This is a genomic window from Glutamicibacter ardleyensis (assembly GCF_014644555.1).
GTDB classification, from domain to species: Bacteria; Actinomycetota; Actinomycetes; order Actinomycetales; family Micrococcaceae; genus Glutamicibacter; species Glutamicibacter bergerei.
On record NZ_BMKX01000015.1, the window covers coordinates 1 to 20,409 of the forward strand.

Annotated in this window: 26 protein-coding genes; all 26 read right to left on the bottom strand. The window is 58.3% G+C overall.

What is annotated here, in order from left to right; translation table 11 throughout:
- Positions 1-82 precede the first annotated feature (82 nt).
- The 26 genes from IEX04_RS18105 to IEX04_RS18225 all read right to left on the bottom strand — a co-directional run bounded on the left by IEX04_RS18105 (position 83) and on the right by IEX04_RS18225 (position 20,311).
- A complete protein-coding gene (locus tag IEX04_RS18105; RefSeq protein WP_188687449.1) occupies positions 83-325 on the bottom strand; it encodes a hypothetical protein in 243 nt (80 codons plus the stop codon).
- Between the two features lie 12 nt (positions 326-337).
- On the bottom strand, positions 338-1,276 hold the full coding sequence (locus IEX04_RS18110) for a VldE C-terminal domain-containing protein (protein ID WP_188687450.1): 939 nt from the start codon (positions 1,274-1,276) through the stop codon (positions 338-340).
- A 2-nt stretch (positions 1,277-1,278) separates the two neighbouring features.
- Positions 1,279-1,413, bottom strand: coding sequence for a hypothetical protein (locus IEX04_RS19055; protein ID WP_268236929.1), 135 nt, complete (start codon positions 1,411-1,413; stop codon positions 1,279-1,281).
- A gap of 66 nt (positions 1,414-1,479) precedes the next feature.
- Positions 1,480-1,890 carry a hypothetical protein gene (locus IEX04_RS18115; protein ID WP_188687451.1) on the bottom strand — a complete coding sequence of 137 codons (411 nt, stop codon included), beginning with the start codon at positions 1,888-1,890 and terminating at the stop codon, positions 1,480-1,482.
- On the bottom strand, positions 1,883-2,308 hold the full coding sequence (locus IEX04_RS18120) for a hypothetical protein (protein ID WP_229677247.1): 426 nt from the start codon (positions 2,306-2,308) through the stop codon (positions 1,883-1,885). Before IEX04_RS18120 ends, IEX04_RS18115 begins: the two co-directional genes overlap by 8 nt.
- A gap of 245 nt (positions 2,309-2,553) precedes the next feature.
- Positions 2,554-3,693, bottom strand: a complete 1,140-nt coding sequence (locus IEX04_RS18125) for a hypothetical protein (RefSeq protein ID WP_188687453.1) — start codon at positions 3,691-3,693, stop codon at positions 2,554-2,556.
- 66 nt (positions 3,694-3,759) lie between these two features.
- Positions 3,760-5,448 carry a polysaccharide deacetylase family protein gene (locus tag IEX04_RS18130; RefSeq protein WP_188687454.1) on the bottom strand — a complete coding sequence of 563 codons (1,689 nt, stop codon included), beginning with the start codon at positions 5,446-5,448 and terminating at the stop codon, positions 3,760-3,762.
- On the bottom strand, positions 5,449-5,946 hold the full coding sequence (locus IEX04_RS18135; RefSeq protein WP_188687455.1) for a hypothetical protein: 498 nt from the start codon (positions 5,944-5,946) through the stop codon (positions 5,449-5,451).
- 33 nt (positions 5,947-5,979) lie between these two features.
- A complete protein-coding gene (locus tag IEX04_RS18140) occupies positions 5,980-6,156 on the bottom strand; it encodes a hypothetical protein (protein ID WP_188687456.1) in 177 nt (58 codons plus the stop codon).
- A gap of 10 nt (positions 6,157-6,166) precedes the next feature.
- Positions 6,167-7,057 carry a hypothetical protein gene (locus IEX04_RS18145; RefSeq protein WP_188687457.1) on the bottom strand — a complete coding sequence of 297 codons (891 nt, stop codon included), beginning with the start codon at positions 7,055-7,057 and terminating at the stop codon, positions 6,167-6,169.
- Positions 7,058-7,075: 18 nt separating this feature from the next.
- A complete protein-coding gene (locus IEX04_RS18150; RefSeq protein ID WP_188687458.1) occupies positions 7,076-8,143 on the bottom strand; it encodes a hypothetical protein in 1,068 nt (355 codons plus the stop codon).
- Between the two features lie 9 nt (positions 8,144-8,152).
- Positions 8,153-8,920, bottom strand: a complete 768-nt coding sequence (locus IEX04_RS18155; RefSeq protein WP_188687459.1) for a hypothetical protein — start codon at positions 8,918-8,920, stop codon at positions 8,153-8,155.
- Positions 8,910-10,901 carry a phage tail tape measure protein gene (locus IEX04_RS18160; protein ID WP_188687460.1) on the bottom strand — a complete coding sequence of 664 codons (1,992 nt, stop codon included), beginning with the start codon at positions 10,899-10,901 and terminating at the stop codon, positions 8,910-8,912. The genes IEX04_RS18155 and IEX04_RS18160 overlap by 11 nt, the downstream gene beginning before the upstream one ends.
- A gap of 221 nt (positions 10,902-11,122) precedes the next feature.
- Complete coding sequence (locus tag IEX04_RS18165) at positions 11,123-11,494, bottom strand: hypothetical protein (RefSeq protein WP_188687461.1); 372 nt, start codon at positions 11,492-11,494, stop codon at positions 11,123-11,125.
- A complete protein-coding gene (locus IEX04_RS18170; RefSeq protein ID WP_188687462.1) occupies positions 11,494-12,075 on the bottom strand; it encodes a hypothetical protein in 582 nt (193 codons plus the stop codon). The genes IEX04_RS18165 and IEX04_RS18170 overlap by 1 nt, the downstream gene beginning before the upstream one ends.
- Positions 12,075-13,100, bottom strand: coding sequence for a phage tail tube protein (locus tag IEX04_RS18175; protein ID WP_188687463.1), 1,026 nt, complete (start codon positions 13,098-13,100; stop codon positions 12,075-12,077). Before IEX04_RS18175 ends, IEX04_RS18170 begins: the two co-directional genes overlap by 1 nt.
- Positions 13,101-13,102: 2 nt before the next feature.
- Entirely contained in the window at positions 13,103-13,267 is a 165-nt protein-coding gene (locus IEX04_RS18180; protein ID WP_188687464.1) for a hypothetical protein, read from the bottom strand.
- 9 nt (positions 13,268-13,276) lie between these two features.
- Positions 13,277-13,750: a hypothetical protein gene (locus tag IEX04_RS18185; protein WP_188687465.1), complete on the bottom strand. Its 474-nt coding sequence runs from the start codon at positions 13,748-13,750 to the stop codon at positions 13,277-13,279.
- The gene (locus tag IEX04_RS18190) at positions 13,747-14,520 is read right to left on the bottom strand and encodes a hypothetical protein (RefSeq protein ID WP_188687466.1); all 774 of its coding nucleotides are present in this window, start codon (positions 14,518-14,520) and stop codon (positions 13,747-13,749) included. Before IEX04_RS18190 ends, IEX04_RS18185 begins: the two co-directional genes overlap by 4 nt.
- Positions 14,520-14,894 (bottom strand): DUF7210 family protein, encoded by a 375-nt coding sequence (locus IEX04_RS18195; RefSeq protein ID WP_188687467.1) that lies wholly within the window; start codon positions 14,892-14,894, stop codon positions 14,520-14,522. The genes IEX04_RS18190 and IEX04_RS18195 overlap by 1 nt, the downstream gene beginning before the upstream one ends.
- A gap of 78 nt (positions 14,895-14,972) precedes the next feature.
- Entirely contained in the window at positions 14,973-16,184 is a 1,212-nt protein-coding gene (locus tag IEX04_RS18200; RefSeq protein WP_188687468.1) for a phage major capsid protein, read from the bottom strand.
- A 79-nt stretch (positions 16,185-16,263) separates the two neighbouring features.
- The gene (locus IEX04_RS18205; RefSeq protein ID WP_188687469.1) at positions 16,264-16,998 is read right to left on the bottom strand and encodes an HK97 family phage prohead protease; all 735 of its coding nucleotides are present in this window, start codon (positions 16,996-16,998) and stop codon (positions 16,264-16,266) included.
- Entirely contained in the window at positions 16,995-18,152 is a 1,158-nt protein-coding gene (locus tag IEX04_RS18210; protein WP_188687470.1) for a phage portal protein, read from the bottom strand. The genes IEX04_RS18205 and IEX04_RS18210 overlap by 4 nt, the downstream gene beginning before the upstream one ends.
- Positions 18,149-18,340: a hypothetical protein gene (locus IEX04_RS18215; protein WP_188687471.1), complete on the bottom strand. Its 192-nt coding sequence runs from the start codon at positions 18,338-18,340 to the stop codon at positions 18,149-18,151. The genes IEX04_RS18210 and IEX04_RS18215 overlap by 4 nt, the downstream gene beginning before the upstream one ends.
- The gene (locus IEX04_RS18220; RefSeq protein WP_188687472.1) at positions 18,318-19,763 is read right to left on the bottom strand and encodes a terminase large subunit domain-containing protein; all 1,446 of its coding nucleotides are present in this window, start codon (positions 19,761-19,763) and stop codon (positions 18,318-18,320) included. The genes IEX04_RS18215 and IEX04_RS18220 overlap by 23 nt, the downstream gene beginning before the upstream one ends.
- Before the next feature lie 17 nt (positions 19,764-19,780).
- On the bottom strand, positions 19,781-20,311 hold the full coding sequence (locus tag IEX04_RS18225) for a hypothetical protein (protein ID WP_188687473.1): 531 nt from the start codon (positions 20,309-20,311) through the stop codon (positions 19,781-19,783).
- Positions 20,312-20,409: the final 98 nt, after the last annotated feature.

Consider the following 20,409-nt stretch of genomic DNA (forward strand, 5'->3'; position numbering starts at 1 on the left):
TTGAAAAGCTCCCCAGATGTGGTTACTGATTTCTCAGTCCAACATTTGGGGAGCAGTTCATTTGAGGGTGGGGCGGTTTCGTTTACTTCGGCGGGTCTACGTTGGCTCGTGCCAGAGCACCAGCGATAAGCCCGACGAGGCTGCCGACGATGCCGACCACGACAACGAGCAGTGAGACAAACCCGTTGATCTGGTCAAGGTTGATAATGCCCATCGTGACCAACGTGGTGAGCACCAACGCTGCTAGGACGATGATTGCGGTGTAGAGCTTCTTGCGAGTTGCCGGATCACTCAGCCCGGAACCTTGTGCTTCGTACTTTCCCATGAGGGTTGCCTCCTAGTTGTTGTCGTTTAGCCATCGTTGGATGGCCTTACCGGTTTCCTTTTCAGGCTTGCCGTCCAGGCGCCACTTGCGGGTGTCGTAGTAGACCTTGCCTCGGTGGCCCAGATCGTCGGCCAGCATGCGCTGGAATTCGACCCAGAACCAGTAACCGTCCTTGCCGTCCTTCGCCAGTGGCACACCCTTGGCGACACCCTTAGCGGCGAACGGGGTCTTAACGTAGTAGCCGTTGCGCTGCATCAGCGTCATCGTGTCGGTGATGGTCAGCTTCTCGAACTTGCCATCCCAGCGTCCGTTCTTCCCGTCCACGACGTTCTCCAGCAGGATCTGCAAGGCGCCGATCTCCCAGGACAGGAAGTTGCCGTTGACCTTCAGGTTGGCGTAGTTGTCCGGGAAGTTCGTGGATCCGTTCGGAACGTTGTCCGGCGACTGGTCCTTGACCTTCGGACGCGACTTCACCGGGACAGGCTTGCCAGTCAGCTTCCCACCAAGCTCGCGTTCCCACAGCGCAATGGTGTCGTCCTTGTCGCGGCCTGCAGCAGACCAGGAGAATTCCACGTGCAGGTGGTCGGTGTGCGGGTTCACGCCGGTGTAGTTGTACCAGCCCTTATTCTTGTACCCACCGGAGAAGATCTTCCGGTTGAAGATGATGCACTGGATGCCGAGCTCCTTGGAGTTCAGGCGCAGCTGCTCGGCGAACTCTTCGAAAATCTCGATCTTGTCGTACCAGCGCAGACCGAAGTCCATCGCACGACCTTCACCATGCAACGAAGTGGTGCGAGTGGATCCACGGACTGTCCGGCAGTTGTAGATTCCCGAGTTGCGGCCGCCTAGCTCCTTGTACTTGGCGAGGAACCACGCCATAGCGCCGAGAGCGCCCTCGGCTGGACCCTTGGTGCAGGACTTGGCTCCTGCATATCCGTTGAAGACTGCCATGGTTAGTTGCCTCCTAGTGGCTTGATGCCCTTGGCCGGCGCAACGTAGTCCGGGTGCTCCGGGTCGGTGACTTCCTCAGGGTTCGGGTCGTCGTATTCCTCTTGGTCAATTGCTTCTAGCGGGTCAAGATCAGACATGGCGTTCCTTTCGAGGGCATAAAAATAACCCTCACCGTTCGGTGAAGGCTTGGAGTGTTTGGGGGGTTATTCGATATTGACGTGTGGTCTTGGTGGTGGGTGCTCAGCCTGCCGGTAGTGATCCCACCGGTTAGTTAGGTCATCCCACGCAGCGGTGAACAACCGGACCGCATCACGCAGACTGCGGATCGTTCGGTCTTGCTCACGGATATGTGTTTCGAGCGAGTCCACACGGCCAGATAGTTTCGTGCGCTCTTCACGCTCAGCATTCAAGTCCGTACGCAATCGTGTGTAGTCCTCACGCAGATCATCAGCGATAGCCATCGCCATCTGCTGCGACTTCTCAGCTACGGCAATATCAGCGTCACGCTTCTTCACCGGCGCTTCTTTACTGAACTGTTTGTATCCCCAATAACCGCCGCCGCCAACTACCCCCAGTAGAGCTACGATGATCGCTATTATTGAGCCTTCACTCATGGGTATGCTCCTCAACTTCGCGGAGTGTTCGTCGCACGCTACGTTCAATCATGACAATAGAGATAGCGCGGACAGTGGCACCGATACCGAGGAATAAGGGCACGCCCCAAGAGAATTGCGACTCAGGGTAATGCCACGAAACACTGATCGCATACGTAGCAAACCCGCCTGCTGCGAGCCACCAGCCGAATTGTTCTAACTTCCAGCCGGTGGATACGTTGTCGCCAAACCAGTTGAGGCCGGCAAGCGCCATGACACCGCCAGTACCGAGGAAACCAGACACGAGGATGACCACAGGCCACGGCATCCGGTCCATGCTCTTAGACGGCGTATATTCCGGTGCGATCAATGACAGCACCACGAGCACTCCGAAGAGAACCGCAATCACCGCCACCGTCGTATCCAAAGGGTGAACCAACAAACGATCCCACCACCTCGGCGGGTTACGTTTGGGCTGAAAAACATGGGTAGGCATTGTTACCTCAAATTTTGTGATGGTGCTGTGCGGATGGCATAAAAAATGCGCCCCCGCACAAGCGCTTCATCGTTCTTCCGGTGGCTCTGTTTCCTGCTCGACTCCTGCGCAAACCGCGCAGGTTCCTGTAGGGATGAACGGGTCAATGTCGATGTGGATGATTTCGCTGTTTTCGTCTAACTCATGCATCATGCTGCAACCCCCGGTAATGAACTAGGCCAAGGGTCGCTGGTCGCGAACGTTGCACTGAGCGTTGCCCCGGCACTTCCAGTCGTGATGAAGTTGACGACATTTCCATAAATACGCGCAGTTGCTGGCGTGCTGCTGGGTCGCGTACCCACCAAACCTTCCAAGGCGAATACTGGCCTAAACCCGCTGGGAAGAGTCAAGAACCCCTCTGTTCCAACCCCTCCCGATGCGGGTAACCAGTTTCTGACAATTAGGTGGACTAGGTTCCCTTCGCGCCGGAGGTAAACATTCGTTGCTGTTCCCACGGATAGTAGACCCGCAATCTCCCGAAGGCCTGTATCACCGTAGATCAGCTGGTACCGACTATTGAGGTAGTCCCAAACGGACACGGTGCGACCAGCAGTTTCGGAAACCTGATAGAACTGGTCGGTATTGGATACGCCAGACGGGCCGGGGTCTCCCTTTGGGCCCGGAGGACCGGGGACGGTCGAATCCGCACCTGGAGGGCCCGGCACTGTTGAAACAGGCCCCGGAGGACCCGGCACGGTGGAGTCCGCACCCGGCGCGCCCCTCACATTCCCAGCAATAAACGTGCCACCATTACGGCGCGTCATCTGCAAATCATCACCAACGACCACAGCGCCAGTGATCGTCTCGTTCACCGCAGCTTCTGCCTGCGGCAAACCATATCCAGGCGACGACGGGACCTGCACGAGAGTAGTGAGATCCTGAGTACTTCCGGACGGTAACGCGAACGCATGCGATGCGATAGCCGGCTTCACGCCAGCAACCGGGTTGAACGCGTACGTCGCAGTCCACGTCCAATCCGTCACAGATATGTCCGGGTCATCCGTGGCGATAAGCTTCACGCCCCGATACATTGCTTCGCCAGTGACAGGGTGCGGGGTGGAAAGGTACCCTTCCTCGTCAAAGACACCCACAATAGGTGCAAAGAGGATCGTTACAGGCGATGGTGACGCGGTTTGGTCTGGTGCGTAAGTAAGTGGTGACGTGAAGGTGACAGTGCCCGATGCTGGGATAGCGTCAGGTTCCTGCGCAGCATCTGCACCGTCGATGGCAGCGATAACAAACCGCCCGGTAACCATTCCCGTACTCACGTTCAATGGCAAATCTGCCATGGGAACTCCTTTCGGGTACGACGAAGGCCCCCACCATGTTTGATGAGGGCCTTCGAAAGTGTTTTGTTAGACTGCCAGCAGTTTGGCGTTGCTAGTGTTCGCGTTGATGCTCACAGTGAGAGCCGTAGCATCCAGCGGGATGGTTGCGACGTGGCGGAGGTTTAGGGTTCCGCCTGACGGGATTGTGTGAGTTTTAGTTGACTCGCCAATCTTCGAAGTCACAGTGGCGCCCACGCCGCCGGTCACCGTTGCCGTCAACTCACGGGTAGAACCGGGAAGATTCTGCCGGTATTGCGGAAACGCGAACACCTCGGAGAACGACGATCCCGAATGCGTGGTGAGCGCGTCGTCCCGATACGAACTAGAAACGTCAGCGACACCAAGCCCAGACTTCGTAAGCACAATAATATTACCCGCGTCACGTTGCGCCACAATGTAATCCAGCACTGCGATGAAGTTCGCGAGCGTCATATTCCCTGCTGTGCCAATGTTGTTTGAGTGCCACATCATCACGACACCCTTTTTCCAGTCGCGTGCCCGATCCACAAGTTCTTGACAGCGCGCCGTGTCATAAGTATCCACGCTGTAATGGATCTGCCCATCGCGTAGCACGCCGTCCAATGGCCGGTAGTAGCTGTCCGCAAAATAGCCAGATGACAATGCGTGATGCCCCGCAATGAGCCGGCCAGCGTACGTGTCCGACCAGTTACTGACAGCCGTAGAAGGAAGGTGCCCGTCATAGGACATTGCCGGACCGCCCGGAGGCGCGAAGCAATCAATCGGCACTCTCGGCATCATCGTGCGGAGGTCTTCAAGACCGCCAATGACGTTCGCATAGATCGCACTATCCCCGGCAGCATCAGCATGATCACGGCCGTGATTCCACACCTCGCCGCCAGACTCGATGCTATACGTCTGCATGATAGGGAACTCGGAAGCGCTAATATTCACGCCAGCCACTGACTTGGAAGTAGTAACCCGAGTGAAAGGAAGGTTGCGCGCCTTTAGCAACGGGAGAACAGTAGTTCGGAACTCGACGGCAGCATCGTCGAACCGTAAAGCGATAACGCCCTTACCGTTCGTTCCAATCCGCCCACCCTTACGAGCAGTTAGCGCCCCAGTAAGCAGCTCATGGCGTACTGGCCCAGCATCACTACCGCCTGAGCCGCCTGAACCTCCCCCATCCGGCTCCCAAGGTTGAATGACACCGCCAAGAGTACGCTGACGCTTATAACGCAACGATGGTTGCGCGCCGTCCTCTATCGACTCAAAGTAATGAATTCTCGCCGTGCCAAGAGCCTTGCTAGTGAAGAACCCTGGACGCTCACGAGGCAACCCAAGATCGCGAGCAATCACCACGTTAGTCACAGGGCGAGATACGTTCTCTAGCGCCCACAAATCATCGGTCCCCAAAAGCGGCGAAGGGTCCCAAGAAATATGATTTGCTAATTCAGTCCAAGAAGAAGTCACGCCGTTGATTCTATGCTGAATAAATTTGCGTGTCTTAGCCGTCTCAGCTTCGATACTAATAAATTCGTGATCACGTGCACCAGACGAACCTACAGGGTGAACGATCAGCGTACCCGGACGTGCACGAGGCAAGCCCAAAGACGTAGCCACAGCAGTGCTAACCACAGGGTGCGCACCCACAGGAAGGTTATTCACGGCGACAGTACCGTCTAGGCCACCAGGACCGCTCCAATAAGCTGTCGCACCAGCTGGCCCACGAAGGTTAGCTAAAACTATCCAAGCCATTTATTGCCACTCCTTCAAAAGTCCTGTATTACGTGCGTCGTAGGGGTCGGGGTTTGCGCCTGGCTCTTGCTCAAGCCAGAGCATGAATTTCCGTGGGTTTTCCGGTGCCGTCTGGGATACCCAAACAATGCGACCGTTCGAACCGCCAGCGGTACCGTCCGGGCCTGTAACGAGCTCACCGAAGTTCCCGCCAGCCGAGGGCACTTGAAGCCGCCAATCCGGGAAATCAATCAGCCCGGAACCGTGCTGTTTACTCAGCCAGCGAACCTGCACGTTATACCAGCCGACGTTCACCATCGAATCCGTGACAGCAAGGTTCACTGTAAAACTTCCATCAGAAGCAGGCTTCACCACGGCCGGTTCGGTAGGGATGACCCGCCCAGCAGACGAACCAACCGAATAAGTATTTAGTGCGTTGAGCTGGAAAATAATCTCAACCTCACGATTGGCCATGCTCTGCGCCGTAAGATCCAAGATGGAACCAGTAACTACTGCCATGCCGCCTCCTTGTTAAATGCGAAACCCACCGTGTTATTCGGTGGGTTCAAGTTGTGTTTCAAGTTCTTTATTGCGCTCAACCAACAGTTGGTTCTTCGCGAGAGCCTCGGCGTACTTCAAGTGAAGTTCTGCCAAATCTTTTTGGTATATCGCCAGCATCCGTTGATGGATCAGCAACTTATTATGATTTTCAATCTGAATTTCTTCCACGCCATGCCTCCTAGGCCGCTGCCGGATCAAACGTTGACTTGTACAAGTACCCCGTACCAGATATGTGCACGTTCGGTTTGTTAGCTGTCGTAGGTATACCGGTAAGTTGAACCTGCACTCCAGTGAAAAGTACCGAGTTGCCCACAGTCAGCTTTCCGGAAACATCAAGCGAACCAGTGAGAGAAGCAGTTGAACCGATAGACATGAACGTTGTTCCAGAGCTCTGCATGAACCAGTCGCCAGCCGAGTCGATACCCATCACCGTGGACCCGACTTGGAACTGTGCAGCGTTCAAACTGGCCCGAATTTCCGCACCTGAACCAGCGCCAATCATGCGAACAACGCCACCGACGGACGTGACTTTCGAACCGTCCTGAAACAGGATCGAACCACCATCAGCAGATGGGGTAAGTGTCATGTTTGTGCCCACGTTGATCTCGCCAGAGTTCGTCACGTTCAAATCGTTGTTCAGCGTGGTCACACCGTCAATATCGAGCGTTCCCGAAATCGTGGTGGGACCGTCAACCGCGAGTAAACCTGTGATCGTCGTGTCGCCAGTAATGATTAGTAGACCAGTGATCGACGTGTCACCGTTGATCGTGAGCACACCGTCAAGCGTTGTAGGACCGGTAACGTCCAGCGAACCAGATATTTCGGTAGGGCCGGTCAGATTGTTATCGCCAGACAGGTTGTTCGTGCCGTCCAGGTTGTTCGTGCCGGAACCGTTGAATGTGCCTGTTACGTCGAGCAAGCCCTCGATAACAACGGTGGAACCGTTCAGCCAACGAGTTGAACCACGCTCCACCGCCGTCCGCGACAACGGAGTCTGCACGGCGAGCGCGCCTTGGTTCCTGACGAACTTCTTGAAGCTACCTGAGTTGAGGTTGGGCTTGCGTGCCATGGGCGGTCACCTCACTTTTTATTGGAGTTCGAGTTTGATCCAGTCGCTTGTGACGTTGCCGGAGTATTTGATGATTTCTGAGAGGTGCCAGCCGTCGGGGATTCGGGGGTCACCGTTGCTGTACCAGCGGACGAGTGTTCCGGGTTTGAGATCCCACATGTTTCCGAAGCGTGGTGAGTCGGCTCGGATGTCGAAGTCGATCTGGCTGATCAGCTTGCGTGCGGTGAGCGCGGAGGTGGCGTTCTTCTGCAGCTGGGCGGCATCTTTGATGTTCTTGAACTGATCAATGACTTCCAGTGCGATCGGGCCGGTGCGGGATGCGGTGGCGACGAGCATGTCTATGCCGGATCCTTCGCCGATGGCTATCTGATGGGTGGCCATCGTTCGTCCCGAGCGTTTGTAGCTGATTCCTTTCAGGTCGGTTTTTGGTGCGGCGAGGTTGACCTCGATGGTTTGTCCTTCGGGGCTGAGATCGCCGGTTCGCATGGTCCAACGCAGGGAGCCGTCGGGCGCCCATTCTGGCCGGAAGTCAATATCCGGACCGTCGTCAAGGTCCATGATCTCGGTGATCGCATCTAGGGCTGTATCGAGGTTGTACCCGTTGTAGGTTCGGGTTTCCCCTCCGGTGTAATCGTCCTCGTATCGGATCGGTATGTTGCGTCCGATGCCGGTGGTGGCCAGCTGGATGAGTCGTTTGGCGATGGTGTCGTAGGAAAGGCCCGAGTATGTTTTCTTCCAGCTGGGGATGCTCGACGTGCGGTCTTCGGCGATGATACGAAGGTCGAATATTGACCAGATGTCATCGTGGGTGATGGTCAGTGACTGATCGTCTTTGGTGTAGTTGTCATCCCAGATGAGTCCGGCGTAGGTGACCACCCCGCCGTCTTCGACCACGATGAACCGCTCCATGGGTTCCAGGAGTCCGGCTTTCATGTGCGCTTTGGTGGCTTCGTCGTTGACGTTGAAGCTGGCGGTGTGGCTTGCCCCCGCGTTGGGTGCCCTCGACCAGGGGCAGTCCACGGTGCTGATGAGTGCTTTGTCTGCGAAGTTGGTGGCGGAGACACTCCAAACGCGTGATCCCTTCATCGGGTCTCCTTACATGTAGGTGTCGGTCACTTCGATCGCCAGTGCGCCGGTGCCTGTGGTTAGGGGAGCGAGTGCGACGTTCTGGGCGAGGCCCGGTGCGATGGTGTTCCACTGGTAGTCATTGAGACCACCCGTGGCCACAGCTCCGTCGATGCGGAGGATGCCGGTTGAGAGGTCCAGTGTGTGGATCTGCGAGGCGGTCAGCGGTGCGGTGACCGACACGGTTTTACCGCCCTTGGTGATCCGATACCCGCCGGGCATGGTTCCGCTGATCGTGAGGATCGGCGTAGCTGGGTAGGTGCCTCGCTGGAACACTCCGACCGAGGAACCGCCGGCCGTTGCGGTGAATACCTCGGCGCCACCGAACTTCCGGGGGTCAACCGCTTTCACCTGGATCGAATATTCGAGCAGCTTGTAGGCCGTCCAATCCATATCCGAGTTATCCACGAGCTTGACCCGCGCCCACTGGGCTTGGCCATCGGCTCGCACCGTCATGATCTCCGACCCACCCGAGAGCAGGGACGAGAGAATGTCTGCCCCTGCCCAACGGTCTCCCGGCGACTTCGCTGCAAACGCACCCTTGATCGTGACGAACCGGGATTCGAAGTGATCGACCGAATCAAAATCTCCGTCAGCATTAGGCCTTGACTCATCCCGCGTCTTGCGGGACGGGGCCTTCCACCATCCGTCAATATCGTCAACTTCGAAATACCCGTTGCGGTGGGATGGATTGTTCAGTTCCATCCCACCGATGATGAGGCTGAGATCATGCGCCAAGGATCAGCCCTTCCTTTCGAGCTTCGTTCCGGAACTTCGGCCACAGCTTCTGGAACAACTCCTCGGAGTCACCACCTTGCACCTGGTACACCGGCGCATAGGTCACCGATTTCGAACCGGTAGGCTGCGAGGCCTGAATCGGAGCGGTGACCGCGGCAAAGTTCACCGGGCCACCCTCATCGGGCACATTGACCAAATTCGCCATCTGGTTATCAATCGCCGGAGCCACATCCTCAACACCGAGCAGTACGCCCTCGCCGATGTTCTCGCCGAAACCAGCGAAGACCCGGGACGGGGAATGAATGCCGAGTGCCGCTTTGAACGGGCCGACGATCCAACCAGGCAGCAGGTCGAGGAAGAAGTTACCGATCGTTCCTGCGAGAGACTGAATACCGTCGATCAGGCCTTGCACGATATTCTTGCCGGCGTTGAACAGCCAGTCTCCTGCGCCCTTGAGCACACCGAGGATCATGTCCGGCAAGCCGACGAAGAACGCGATCAGGTTGGCGCCCATTTCCTGAGCACCGGTCACGAAGCCCTGCCATAAGCCGACTAAGAACGCACCGATTGCGCCCCACATGGCGTTCCACCCAGCGGCGAAGCCGGTGATCAGCTCCGTCAGCCAGTTGATGAAGCCGCCCCACACCTCGGTGCCCCAGGCGACGATGGTGTCCCAGTTTGCTACGAGTAGTGCGATCGCCGCGATCAGCAGGAGAATGCCTGCGATGATCCACGTGATCGGCGAAGCCCACATGACAGCGTTCACGATGCCCTGCACGACGGCGAACGCACCCATGGCCAGCACGAGCGGACCAAGAATCGGTGCGAACTGCCTTAGACCTTCCAACAGCGGTTCGAGGATCGGCAGAGCGCCAGAGACAATACCTCCGAAGGTTTCCTCCACGGTGCGTCCCAACTGCTTTAGCTGCGCGCCGGGCCCTTCACTGACTGCGTTACTCAGCTCTTCAGCCTTGCCAGCGGTCTGACCCATCCCACCATCTGCGGAAGTGAGCGCGTTAAGGAAGCCGGGGATCTCGTTCTTACCAATATCTTCCAGCGGGGTGCCAAACAGAGCGATCGCGGCCGACGCTTGCTGACCCGGATCCTTGATCCCTTGAAGCCCCGAGATGATCTCCTGCGAAGCCTGCTTGGCAGCCGCTCCACCGCCCAGCAGATCCTTGGCCGTTTGCTTACCAGACAGGCCGAGCGACTCAAGCGCGGACTGCGCTCCCTTGTCGTCCAGATCAGATGCGCGGATCATGAATTCCTTGAGCGCGTCACCGGTCTTATCCATCTGGATCTTGCCGCCCTGGGCAGCATCAGCGATCAACCCCATGGCATTCGGACCGTCAATGCCGAGCGCTTGGAAGTCCTTGGCGTATTCCTCCATGACCGGCAGCAGTTCACCACGCATGGCCTTGGGTACCTTCTGCGAGGCGGCCGCCATCAGGTCGAACGCTTCAGCGCTATCCTTGGCCAGCCCTGTGGAAACCATGACACCAGCAGACGCAGCGGTCTCGGTGACATCGGTACCGAGGGCCTTGGACAAAGCCATAGCCTGACCGGTGATATCTTCCAGTGCGGCCGAGCCAGCATCACGCATACCAGGGAAGGAAGACATCACGGTTTCCACCGCGTCGCCCACTTCCTGCAAGGATTCGCCGAAGGCATCAGAGTACAGTCCACCGGTCGCGGATGCTGCAGCTTCTGCCTGCCCCGCATCCAGCCCGAGGTTAGCAGTGAGCCCCTTGCTGACCGAACCCTTCTCAATCGCGAACTGGAAACCCTTGGCGAGGGCTGCACCTGACATTGCGCCGGCTGCCGCGCCCGCGCGAGGGTCCATCATGCCAGTGAAAGCCTTCTTGCCAGCGGACTTGAGCTTGCCACCCATGGTTTCTGCAGACTTCACTACGTCATCGAAGGCCTTATCGACCTTGTCAGCATTGCCAATAATGTCGAACATGAGCTTCTGGACAGCCATCAGCTACCCTCCTTCCAATTACCGGCGACGAGCCGAACGAGGTGAACGCTTCTTCTCGCGAGCCTTCTTCTGCTGCTCGCTCCACTTTTCAGCGTTCTTTACGTACAGCACCCACATGTCGTAACGCATCTCCCACACGTTCAGCGGAGTGATGCCCGGCCACACATGGGAGATCGTGGGAATCCATTTGAAGACGCTCTGCTCGATGTCCTCGATATGGTCTAGGCCTCGGCCGGAATTCCTTCGTCCGGAGCGGAATCCGTCGGGGTTTCTTTTGGGTCTGCGCTCGACTTCTCTTCGTCATCGACGAGGAAACCCATCTCGCTCATCGGAAAGTCTGTGGCTTCGTCAAAGTCGAGGTACTCACCGGCAGCGCGACGGCACAAGAAGATCATGGCCCGCAACGCCTGGATGCCGTCCTCAGTCTCGATCAGATCGAAATGAGACTCGGCTTTCTCCATCCCACGGAAGACCTCCATGATGCCCTTGACACCCATGCCGGATTTGATCTTCAAGACATACAGATCGCCGAGGGTGGCCTTGGAGATGCCCTCGCGTAGTTCGTATTCTTTTCCTTGGATGACGAGTTTCATTAACCTTTTCCGTTCAATGCGTCGTTGATGGCCTTAGCGGCCTGCTCGTGCGCCAACTTGGCGCCCTTCTCAATTGGTTTCCACCAGTAGGGCATGCCGTACTGGGTCACGTACTGGCCCTCGCCAAACGTCGGGTGCCGGAACAATTTCTTGTTCCACACTTTCGACATGTTGTACTTGCTGCCGGATTTGTCCATCGTCTTATCGGCGACGATGCGAATACCGGAACGCTTCTTGCCAGCCACCACACGGGTCTTCAACTGAGCTTTAACCCGATCGCGAAGCTGCGTGGAACGCTGGCGAGATGCTGCCTGCGCCTCGTACACGTTCACCGTGCGCAGATAGCCCTTGCGTCCATCGCGAGGCTTGACGCGGACGATCTTCTTGCCTGCACGCTTAGCCACACCAGGCAACGGTCCGGAGAGTGCTTGGCGCTGATCGGCAATGATGCCATCGCCTACCGAGCGCAGGTTCCGGCGAAGGTTTCGAAGCATCGCCGGACCCTGCTCAGCACGGACCCGGTCAAGAGTCGCACGCAAGTTCTTCATGTCGAACTCAATGCCCGGGTCGTTGCCGCTCATTAGAACGAAGTGTCGGTGGAACGGTAAACCGCGTAGATCGGCTCCACACCGGCCAGCAGGCCATCGAGCGAGGTGAAGTCCACTGACTGCGTGATCGGCTCCCCACCGTTGGATGCTGGGATCTGACCGTCCAATTTCACAGAGGACAAGAAGATCTGCAACGTCGGACGAACACCGACAGAAATTTCCGCACCAGCTTCGAAGGTCAGCACGATCTGCAACGTCTCCTGATTCAGGAACGCGTCACGCAGCATATTGCTGTCATACTCCGCCACCATCGAACCAGTAGCTTCCACAAGTCCAACTTCTGGGCGACGGCCACGCTTGCCCTCGGACCCGAAGGTGAAACCACCCTCATCAATCCCGTTACCCACCGACAGGGAGAACTCGGTGATATTAGCCGCCGGAGTACCACCCACGGCGAGCGCGGTGCTGGTTGGTGGTGTGACTGAGCCGCCGATGTTGATGGAGCCGTGCACGAAGGTGAACAGTTCCATGTCGGCTGGGTAGACGGTGGGGACGTAGGCGGTGTCGGTGACGAGTTCGCGTGCGTTCCAGGTGGTGGTGAGTTTGACGATTTCGCCTTGGGCGGCGCTGAATTCGGAGGATTCGACGACTGCGCCGTGGAAGGTGTGAGGCTGGATCGCTCCGCCCCCGATAAGCGGTACGCCCTTCTGGATGGTGAAGGACGGCAATGCGTCCTTGGTCAGCGTGTGTACCTGCTGGTTTGCTGGTCCAGCGTCTACTTGTGCGCTGGTGCTGGCACCGAAGATTGCGTGCAGGAACAGGCCGAGGCCTTTGGTGGTGGCTTCGATCTCGATGTCTCCGCCGGACATTTCCTTGCCCAGGGCACGGCGTGCGGTGCGTGGGGTACGTGACCCTACACGTAGTCCTTCGCCTTGGACGAATTCTGGATTCCATGCGAGGGATTCGGAAATGAATTCCGGGAACTGCTGTGGTGTTGCTGGTACACCGTAGGCGGACTCTAGGCCGAAGCCGAGTGAGCAGTCTAGCTGTGTGGTCATGGTCAGTTACCTCCAACCTGTTCGAAGTTTCGATCTTGCGCTAGGAGCTTGTCTGCCGCTGCTTTGGGGAGGCTGACTGTTTCGCCGTATTTGACGATCTGCCCGAGCAGGGGCACGTCGAGATCACCCAGTGGTGAGATGTTGCGGATCTTGATGTTCTGAGCCATGGGTTTCTCCTAGCCTCGGACTCGGTTGCGTGCTGTAAAGGTGGCGGTCACGTCTACGCCGCGGCCGGCTTGCAGGTACTCGTCGGGGGTTTGCCCGTCGGTTTGCACTCCGGTGAGCAGGCAGTGGCGGACGGTGCCGTTCAGGGTGGTGTCTTCCATGCGGACGTGGCGTTCGATGATGCCGAGCAGCTCGAACGCCCGTTCCTGCGAGGGAAGCTCTTGGGTGCCGTCGCCGCCGAAGAGGCAGGAAAACACTACGTCTACGGTGAGAGTCTCTTCGCGGCTTCGGTTGGTGCCCATGGTCGCGAAGTCCTGCTGTATTTCTAGCCGGGTTACTGCGACAATCTCGTCGGGCTCGAAGCTGCCGGGAGCACCAGGACAGACCAGCACGTCTTGTGTGGATGCCTCGGCGGCGAACAACTCGCTGATCTTCTCGTAGAGCGCCTTCTTGTACGCCATGCCGGCGGTAAAGGTGGAACTCACGCGAACCCTCCGATCTGCTCGTGTGGAGTGCACAGCTCCACAACGCGGCGAGGAACGGCGAAACCGGACGGCGTGAACACATCATCGGTGGGATCTTGGCGAACGGTCGAACCGCCACCGCCCTGCTTGCCTATCTGCACCCAGTGCCGGACCAGCTCACGAGCAGCTAGCCGAACGTTTGGCGGGATGCTCCGGCGCCCGGCCTGCACCGTCGCTGTCAGCAGACCCTGAGGGAAGACCCCCGACGATTGCCGTGTGCCCGCGTAGAGGATTGAATGCTCGATGTACCAGTCAGTGACGGGCACGCCGTCTACCTGCACCTGAGTCACTTCCTGAGTTGCCCAGGACAAGACCACCGAGGCGCTGCCACCGTTGGCTTCAAACGTGTAAGTCGAGAGCACCATCGGGCCAGTGATGTCTTCGATCACCGGAGTCGCTGCGGCGATGTACAAACGCAGATCGTCCATGTAGACCTTGTTAGCGCGCTGTGCGCTCAGACCCTCTACTGCGTCTTCAACGCTGATGATGAAACGTGGATCTTCGGGCCACACGTCAAACACATCGGTGTAGAGCAGGCCTGTGTCGGTTCCCCACGAGATGCGCCATCGGCCGGCCATGTCAGCCAGCAAGGTGGCCTTGCCGGTCGCTTGGTCTACCGTCGCAGTGCCGGGAGTGCCATCGGGGCGGATGACCTCGACCGTCAGCGTTGCACCGTCGGGGCGGGTCGTCCATTCGATGGTGTGCATTGAGCCGAGGTCAACCGAGGACATTAGTCAGCCTTACCCTTCGGCGCAGGCTTAGCCTTGGCTTCCGCGTCGGCCTTCGCCTTAGCATCTGCGGCTTCCTGCTCCTTGGCTTCCGCGTCGGCCTTCGCCTTCTCGTCCGCTTCCTTCTGGGCCTCGGCAGCATCAACCTTGGACTGACGCAACGCCGCCAGCGAGCTATTGCCAGCTGGAACAGTGGCCGTCTCAACGGTGCCCGTGTCCGTCGCCGTCTGAACATCATCAAGCGACACTGCAATGCCCTGATCGATCAGCTGCTTCGCCTCGGCCGCGGGCACATCGAGAGTCTCGCCGGGCTTAGGCCACTTCTTGCCGTTACGAGATCCGGAGATCAACGAACGCATGCGAATGGTGGGTGCCATGATCTTTCCTAACTGAAGTTGTGGGTCGGTACTCTGGCGGCCGCGATGGGGGCGCGACCGCCAGAGAAACCGGGCTTACTAGACTGCTGGCAACAGCAGGTGCTTCACGGCACCGGACTGGTCCATCAGCAAACCGTCACCTCGTACCAGGGCACGGAAGGTCACGACATCGCGGTTGAAGGCGAAGTGCTCCGAGGACTCGAAGCGCACGCCGTTGATCAGACGCACCACGTAGGAAGCCAGATCACCGAACAGCAGCGGTTTGGCGTTTGCACCCATGGCCGGCATGAACGGATCAGTACGAACCGGCTTACCCTCGATGGTGTCCGGAGTGCCGGCAATCACCGACGCCTGCCAGATGTAGTTGCCGTTTCCGTCCTTCAGCTTGCGCAGGTAACCGGCGGTGGTGTCTTCCATGACCCATGATGCCGACGGGCGGTTGCGGTACGGGCCAATGACCGAGTAATACAGGTCAATCACGTCATCGAAGGTCGGGGTCAAGGATCCCGCGGTTTTGCCCAGAGTCGAGCTGCCCACGATGCCAGCAGGTTCGCTGGTACCGGAGCCAGCGATCAGCTTCTCGCCCAGCGCGTTGCCGACCGCCCAGCCTGCAATGCGGGCCAAGTAGCCTTCCAGATCCACACCGGTGTCGGTCAGCAGCTCCTTCGGAACCTCTACCAGGTCACCGTACTTGTAGCCACCGAGGGTGCGCTTACCGAAGGCCGGATCGGACTGCGGAATCACGCCACCTTCGGAGACCTGGGCACCCTGCGGGTGACTCACGGTCACCGGCACGTCGATGCTCTCGCCGCTGGTGGTATTCCAGGTGGTGGCACCGCCGGCAAGCAACGTGGCCACCTCAACGGCGTGCTCCATGAGCTTTCCGTAGAAGGTGGTCGGTACGGTCGCGCCGCCAGCCGACAAGGTGCCGGTCCCTAGGGCACGGCACTCTTCCTTTGTGCCCAGGGCGTTGAACTCATTGGTCTTTCCGGTGAGGAAGGAACGCAGTTGCGCTTCGGTGTCTAGGTCACCGCCGCGCTGCTCTGGGTTGCCCCGTACGCCCGCCTTCTCCAGCGCTTCGCCGGCAGCCCGGGAACGCTCTTCGGCCTGCACTAGGGAGTCGGCCTGCTTGCGCAGAGAGTCCATGTCGGAGCTCATCTTCTCGAACTTCTCGACTTCCTCGCCGGAGAGATTGCGCTCCTCCGTCTCGGCAAAGTCCAGCAGTGCACGCATCTGCGCTTCAGTGTTTTTGCGCTGCTCCATGAGCAACTGAGCCATAGTCTTGGCCATTGGGGTTCATTCCTTTCTAGAAATGACGAAGACCCGGCATGTGCCAGGTCTTGGTTAGATTCGGAATGCGGGTGGTTTGCTACCTGCCCACGGTTTTGAGCCGAAGCTCGCCGGACTCAGCTCGACGCACACCGGCGTCGACCTTTGCCCTAAGTTCGCTGATCGAAGGGTGAGTTTCTCTCTGCCCCTCAACCAGCCGTTCCTCGTGCCCGTGGGCGCGGGAAGATTCTTTGTCGTGCAAGAGGGTGGCCAGCTTGTTCTGCTCGGCCGCCTTGCGCGTCTCGTCCAGATCCAAATCGAATCGGTCAGCCAGCGAGCGCAGGCCCGTCGAGGTGTCCCGGTAAGCGGGGGATACCACCGGAGCCACGTCGACCAGCTGAACAGCCTTGAGCGTGCGCAGCGGGAAGTCCTCGTTGGTGTAACCCCAGTCATCCTCCATCGTTCGGAACGCGAAGGAGCTAAACCGGAGATCCCCACGCTCGGCGAGCGCCTTGACATCGCGACCGTGAGTTGTGTCCGGAAGGTCAATTTCATACCAGAGGCCGGTGCCGTCTACGCCGAGGCGTACGGTCTCGGCGACACTGGTTCCGAGCAGAGCGCCATCGGAGTGGTTGAACCGGGCCAGGACTTCGGCGCCGTCTGCGAGTGACTTGTTGAATGCTGCCGGATCGACCTGCTCAACGAATCCACCAAGGTTCTGCGAGTAGCGGTTGAAGACTGCGGCGTAGCCGAATAGCACGCCGATCCCATTGGTCGATGCGCGTAGTTCGATTGTTGAGGTATGGAACCGACGTTCGATTTCCTTGACTTTCACGATGTTTCCTCCTTCGGCCCAGTTGCCGGCTTCTTGCCGTAATACTTCTGCCAGTCCTGCTTCTGTTTATCGGTCAGTGCCGGGCGCTCTTCCTGCTCGCGTCCTTCTTCTTGAAGGAGCATGCCGGTCTCAAGCCCGATCTTGGTTACTTCCATGCGGGTCTTGATGTCCGTGCGGACCAGCGCATCCGGGTTGAACTTCATGTAGTGGAAGTCTGGGAGCAGCCGCGAGATGTGGTGCTCCAAGCGAGTGAAGATTGGTTGCAGGGCGCGAGTCTGGAATTTGATCTGGTTCATTTCAAGCGTGCTGTAGGTCAGCGAGTTTCCGGCTTCACCGCCGATGTCCGACGGGTCAACCCTGTAGATCGCGGCGACCTGATTGGCGGTCGCCTTGATCGTTTGAAGGAACTGAGCTTCATCCGGATTTACGGACAACGCCGCCCATTCCCAGTCGCTGCCGGAGACGAACAGATCGTTGCCGGCCACAGCTGCTTTGAACCTGCTCTTCACCTTCGCTGCGTCGGAGCCTTCCAACGAACCCTTGTTGTACTTCAAATGGCCAGATGGAGTGGAACCGTTGTCGAACCAGTCTTTGCCGTACTGTTCCGCCGCGTACCCGGTCTCAAGCATCTGCCGGAACTGAGAGATCGGAGAGAGGCCAACACTCGTTCCTGGCAACGGGTACCAAGGAATGTGGATCACGGTGCTCGGATCTAGCTTCGCGCCCTTGTAGCTGTACACCGGCAACGAGCCGGATTCGTCTACCTGGACGTGGTCAGGATGCAACCACATGATCTTCGAAGGCGTGCCGGCCGTGTCCACTGCCGTGATCAAGCCATATGCGTTCCCACGTAGCAGGAAGCTCGAAGTGAACTGGTGCAGCCACTCGACGCGGGTCATAGTCGGCCACGGGTGCGGGTCGATCATGAGCTGCGACTGCTGCTTGGCCTTCTGCTTCGAACCACCTGTGGATTCGTACTCACTGACCGGCATAATCGCTATTGAGTCAGCGATCAAGCTGGTGGCCGCGTATACGGGGATCAGCCGGAGCGTTGATTCCATGGAGTTGTTCAGGCCACCGCCTGTGCCAAAGACGCTGGACCAGCCTCCCGAGGAAGAGCGCGTTTCAGTATCGGACCGTCGGAACAGGCTCATTTGCGTGACCTCCGATCAACCAACCAGGAGAGAAGCAAGAGCAGCACCCCGGCCGCGCCGATGGCACCAGGCACAGTGAACACGGCCACGGCGAGCGCAATTGCGATGATGACTAGCAGTGATCCGAGCAGGTCAAGGATTGATGTAAGCCCTACAGATGGTAGGTCAGAGGATCGTTTGGTCTGCACCGTATACTTCCTCCCGTTTCTCGATATAGAGCCAGCGGGCAAATGTCGCCGCGTACATCGCGGTGATGTCTTTCAGTTCGCGTCCTCGTGCGAAGACGAACGCTTTGTCGGCGACGATGCGCTTGACCGCGTTTCCCATTGAATCGTTGAGCAGCGGGTCATCAGGGAAGCGCAGGTCACCGACGAGTGCTTTGTCGTAGAAGTCGCCACATGCAGCGACGCGATTCGCGCCGGACACCTTGATGACTTCGAAGCCTTCATTTTCTAGCTCTTGCACAAGCGACAGAGCCGAGCCAGAACCGTCGATCGCGACGAACTTACCGCCAAGCTCATCGCGTAGCATGCGCATCTCAGAGACAACGTTCCTCGTTCCTTCCAGCCGATCGAACACTTCGACATAGGCGTTGGCCTTGCTGTCGACTGGTCGGCCGGCCATGGCGATCGAAGCGTAATCACGCTCTGGTGACACGTCGATACTCCAAAACGGCACGCCCGTCCACGGACCCTCATCAGTCGAGACGAAGTTCTTCTTCCAAGCACCCTCCGGAATGAGCTTCGGCGGACCTTTAGCAGCTGGCCACCAGCCCAACCAGGCACGCTCCCAGCCGGTCTTGTCTGTGGTGTTCGCCCGCTGGCTCATCACACGGTCCGCGGGGATCGTGTACCCCAGCGCTGGATGTGTGCCAAGCAAGGTTTCCGGGTCTTCTGGGTCGGCATCTGTCGGCGCCGAGTACTCGATGTAGCAAGTACGGGATTCAACTTCGGCTTCGATCAGCGCACGGCCGATGTCCACCTTGTCTCGCAAGTAAGTCGAGGTGGTGTCACCTGCAGCTGACAAGATCCACATCTGTGAACCCATGATCGTGATCATGGTTGGCTGCACGCCGTCTTCCAGCATGCTGTCCCGGTGCACGTAGGCTTCATCGATATGCGCTTCGTGGTTCGCGTCGCCGTGACCTGATTCGCGCTTCACCGCATCGATGGCCAGCTCGGCGCCATTGATGAAACGTAATGCTTCCTCACCCCCGCGCCACCGCGGCTTGTTGAGGAACATCTCCAACGGCGAGCGCTTCAACGGAAGGTAGTAATCGTCCTTCAATCGCTTGAGCGCCTTGAGGCGGTTCTGAGCGGTGTAAATCATGCGAGCGTCCTGAGTGAGCAACGCACGGTGTGTGAGCTTGCCACGGCTGATTGTGGTCTTCCCAGCACGGCGTAGAACGACGATGATCACCGTGTCATACCAGTAGTCGCCGGTTCGTGAATCAATTTCGCAGGCAACGTCCAGCGCTTCCTGCTGCCAGGGCATGGGAGTGTTTCCCATGGCCTTCATGATCTTGCCAACCTGTCCGCCGCGAGTACCGCGTGAATAGTTCCGCTTCGTTCCGTATAGCGGAGGTGGATTGCGTGGCGCTGTGTCGAGCATTCAGCACCTCCGATGAACTACTGTGCAGAAGGTTCCGGGCCGGCTGGATCGTCGCTCAGTAGTCCAGCGAGGAACTCCTCTGGTGTGACTACCTGACCGCCTGCACCATCGGTCACCTTGCGCAGGCGATCGAATACGTTGAACAGACGCGACTCCATGCCCGAGATCAGGTCGGGGCGCTCGATGCGCGGGATCTGATCCAGCACCCGGGCGTTGTACTTGGCCAGCACCAGCAGAGTCTTCTTGAATGGAGGCTCACCAACGAGCTTTCCCAGCTCCTCGGTAAGTACTTCCTCGATCTGCCCTGGCTCCGCCTGCCAATCCAGAGACATGCTCGACGGGTCGATAGCGGGAGGAAGCTCTGGTAGCTCGTCTAGCGCCACCTCACCGCCCTGCTCGCGTAGCTTACGGCGAGCGCGGTATGCCGCCATGTCATCACGCTTGGACTTCTTACACCCCGCGCAACGGCAACCCTTACGGTATCCACCCAAGCCCGGACCGACGCCACCGTGACGGTAAGGAATCTGAGGAATCTCAGCGTCTTCCATGCTCTTACCGCCTCTCTGATCAACTCGTAAAAAATCGGCCAATTCCTCGGCTGACCTGCCTACACGTGTAGGGCGCTACCCAGAAAATCGGGGAGAGA

Coding starts and splice junctions, on each gene's coding strand:
- IEX04_RS18105 (WP_188687449.1), bottom strand. CDS start 325: ATGGGAAAGTACGAAGCACAAGGTTCCGGGCTGAGTGATCCGGCAACT.
- IEX04_RS18110 (WP_188687450.1), bottom strand. CDS start 1,276: ATGGCAGTCTTCAACGGATATGCAGGAGCCAAGTCCTGCACCAAGGGT.
- IEX04_RS19055 (WP_268236929.1), bottom strand. CDS start 1,413: ATGTCTGATCTTGACCCGCTAGAAGCAATTGACCAAGAGGAATACGAC.
- IEX04_RS18115 (WP_188687451.1), bottom strand. CDS start 1,890: ATGAGTGAAGGCTCAATAATAGCGATCATCGTAGCTCTACTGGGGGTA.
- IEX04_RS18125 (WP_188687453.1), bottom strand. CDS start 3,693: ATGGCAGATTTGCCATTGAACGTGAGTACGGGAATGGTTACCGGGCGG.
- IEX04_RS18130 (WP_188687454.1), bottom strand. CDS start 5,448: ATGGCTTGGATAGTTTTAGCTAACCTTCGTGGGCCAGCTGGTGCGACA.
- IEX04_RS18135 (WP_188687455.1), bottom strand. CDS start 5,946: ATGGCAGTAGTTACTGGTTCCATCTTGGATCTTACGGCGCAGAGCATG.
- IEX04_RS18145 (WP_188687457.1), bottom strand. CDS start 7,057: ATGGCACGCAAGCCCAACCTCAACTCAGGTAGCTTCAAGAAGTTCGTC.
- IEX04_RS18150 (WP_188687458.1), bottom strand. CDS start 8,143: ATGAAGGGATCACGCGTTTGGAGTGTCTCCGCCACCAACTTCGCAGAC.
- IEX04_RS18160 (WP_188687460.1), bottom strand. CDS start 10,901: ATGGCTGTCCAGAAGCTCATGTTCGACATTATTGGCAATGCTGACAAG.
- IEX04_RS18165 (WP_188687461.1), bottom strand. CDS start 11,494: ATGAAACTCGTCATCCAAGGAAAAGAATACGAACTACGCGAGGGCATC.
- IEX04_RS18170 (WP_188687462.1), bottom strand. CDS start 12,075: ATGAGCGGCAACGACCCGGGCATTGAGTTCGACATGAAGAACTTGCGT.
- IEX04_RS18175 (WP_188687463.1), bottom strand. CDS start 13,100: ATGACCACACAGCTAGACTGCTCACTCGGCTTCGGCCTAGAGTCCGCC.
- IEX04_RS18180 (WP_188687464.1), bottom strand. CDS start 13,267: ATGGCTCAGAACATCAAGATCCGCAACATCTCACCACTGGGTGATCTC.
- IEX04_RS18190 (WP_188687466.1), bottom strand. CDS start 14,520: ATGTCCTCGGTTGACCTCGGCTCAATGCACACCATCGAATGGACGACC.
- IEX04_RS18195 (WP_188687467.1), bottom strand. CDS start 14,894: ATGGCACCCACCATTCGCATGCGTTCGTTGATCTCCGGATCTCGTAAC.
- IEX04_RS18200 (WP_188687468.1), bottom strand. CDS start 16,184: ATGGCCAAGACTATGGCTCAGTTGCTCATGGAGCAGCGCAAAAACACT.
- IEX04_RS18210 (WP_188687470.1), bottom strand. CDS start 18,152: ATGAGCCTGTTCCGACGGTCCGATACTGAAACGCGCTCTTCCTCGGGA.
- IEX04_RS18220 (WP_188687472.1), bottom strand. CDS start 19,763: ATGCTCGACACAGCGCCACGCAATCCACCTCCGCTATACGGAACGAAG.
- IEX04_RS18225 (WP_188687473.1), bottom strand. CDS start 20,311: ATGGAAGACGCTGAGATTCCTCAGATTCCTTACCGTCACGGTGGCGTC.